This is a genomic window from Candidatus Magnetobacterium casense, from assembly GCF_019173545.1.
GTDB classification, from domain to species: domain Bacteria; phylum Nitrospirota; class Thermodesulfovibrionia; order Thermodesulfovibrionales; family Magnetobacteriaceae; genus Magnetobacterium; species Magnetobacterium cryptolimnobacter.
Genome location: NZ_JABXWD010000700.1, coordinates 1 through 1,287, shown reverse-complemented (window position 1 = coordinate 1,287; position 1,287 = coordinate 1). Strand labels below are relative to the sequence as shown.

General features: G+C 51.2%; 3 protein-coding genes and 1 pseudogene. 3 read left to right on the top strand and 1 reads right to left on the bottom strand.

The genetic code is table 11. From position 1 onward, the window contains the following. Nucleotides 1-8: 8 nt before the first annotated feature. The 3 genes and pseudogenes from HWQ67_RS20730 to HWQ67_RS18860 all read left to right on the top strand — a co-directional run bounded on the left by HWQ67_RS20730 (nt 9) and on the right by HWQ67_RS18860 (nt 642). A complete protein-coding gene (locus HWQ67_RS20730; RefSeq protein ID WP_425340741.1) occupies nt 9-119 on the top strand; it encodes a hypothetical protein in 111 nt (36 codons plus the stop codon). Then, nucleotides 100-222: pseudogene (locus HWQ67_RS18865) on the top strand (biopolymer transporter ExbD); the annotation flags it as partial. The gene HWQ67_RS20730 and the pseudogene HWQ67_RS18865, both read left to right, overlap by 20 nt. Nucleotides 223-318: 96 nt before the next feature. Then, nucleotides 319-642: a cupin domain-containing protein gene (locus tag HWQ67_RS18860; RefSeq protein ID WP_040335102.1), complete on the top strand. Its 324-nt coding sequence runs from the start codon at nt 319-321 to the stop codon at nt 640-642. Between the two features lie 61 nt (nt 643-703). Here the strand turns inward: HWQ67_RS18860 and HWQ67_RS18855 are convergent. Beyond that, nucleotides 704-1,287: NUDIX hydrolase (locus HWQ67_RS18855; protein WP_218254237.1), on the bottom strand; the 584-nt coding region annotated here is incomplete at its 5' end.

Here is a 1,287-nt window from a genome sequence, read left to right as displayed (position 1 = left end):
CGACCGCCATAGGGCTTGTCGTGGCAATCCCCTCGGTCACCTTCTATAACTGCCTCCTGAGAAGGGTCAAGGTCATTCTGGTGCAATGGGAGGTACGCAATGCAAGAGAAAGAGTTTGATTACATAAACGTCATACCGCTGGTGGATATCATGCTGGTACTGCTTACCATCGTGCTAACAACGTCAGCATTTATCGCAACAGGGGTCATACCAGTGAACTTAGCGTGAAAAGTTTAGTATGTTTTGCATCATAGCATATTGCAACGACAACGTGCTACAATTAACGAAACTTAAGAAAGACACGGAGGTAAAAAACACATGGAAGTATTAGACCTGAAGAAACTTATAAATTTCAATGCCACAAGCTTTTCCAAGCAGATGCTGTCGGACAAGCCCGAGATGCGCATGGCCCTGATGTGCCTGGAACCCGGCCAGGAGATCAAGCCCCACAAGGCCCCGATGAGACTTGTGATGTACTGTGTCGAAGGCCGCGGGGTCTTCACGGTTGGTGAGGAAGAGGTCGAGGCCGACGCCAAAACCGCTATCTTGTGTGACCCGATGGTTCCCCACGGCTTTAAGGCCTCAAAGGGTGAACGGTTGGTTGTTATGGCGGTCGTGACCCCTGCCTCTGAGCACGAATAAAGGCGTCAGACCACCCCCGGAACCAAGGTACCATTCTGCGTTAGGGTATCCCTCCTGTAGCCTAAGGGAGGGTGACCCGTGTGGCGCTGATATGCCGTAGACCCAACACAAATAGCCCGTAGAGCTTCAGGTCAATATACGTATCTTGATTTTCAAGTGCGTAGAGTTGTTGATAGAAGTCCTTTACGGGCAGTTTTATTATCTCTATATCCTCGCCTCTGTCGAGGTTTTGCATGCCCTTGTGTACAACATCCCTGGCGACATAGACGGTGAGCACCTCCGTAGATGCCCCCGCAGACAACGGACCAACGGCTATCTGTTCCAGATTCGGGGCGTCGTATCCGGTCTCTTCAAGCAGTTCACGTCGGGCCGTAGCGGCCAGCGACTCGTTACGATCGTTGAGACCGGCGGGAAACTCTACGACATACTTGCCAATGGGCGGTCTGAACTGCTTGATCACTATTATCTGATCGTCTGCCGTAAAGGGCACTATGGCCACAATGCCGTCGCAGTTGTTTCGCTTAAATGCCTCCCAGTGCATCAGCTCACCCCCGGATGTTTGATACTCCAGGATGAGCGCATTGAGAAACCTGCCTCGCCATACTATCTGTTGACCTGCAATGCTTGGTATCATAATATCTGACG

What these genes read in the sequence shown, in the direction of transcription:
- HWQ67_RS18860 (WP_040335102.1), top strand. Translation starts at nt 319, where the DNA reads ATGGAAGTATTAGACCTGAAGAAACTTATAAATTTCAATGCCACAAGC.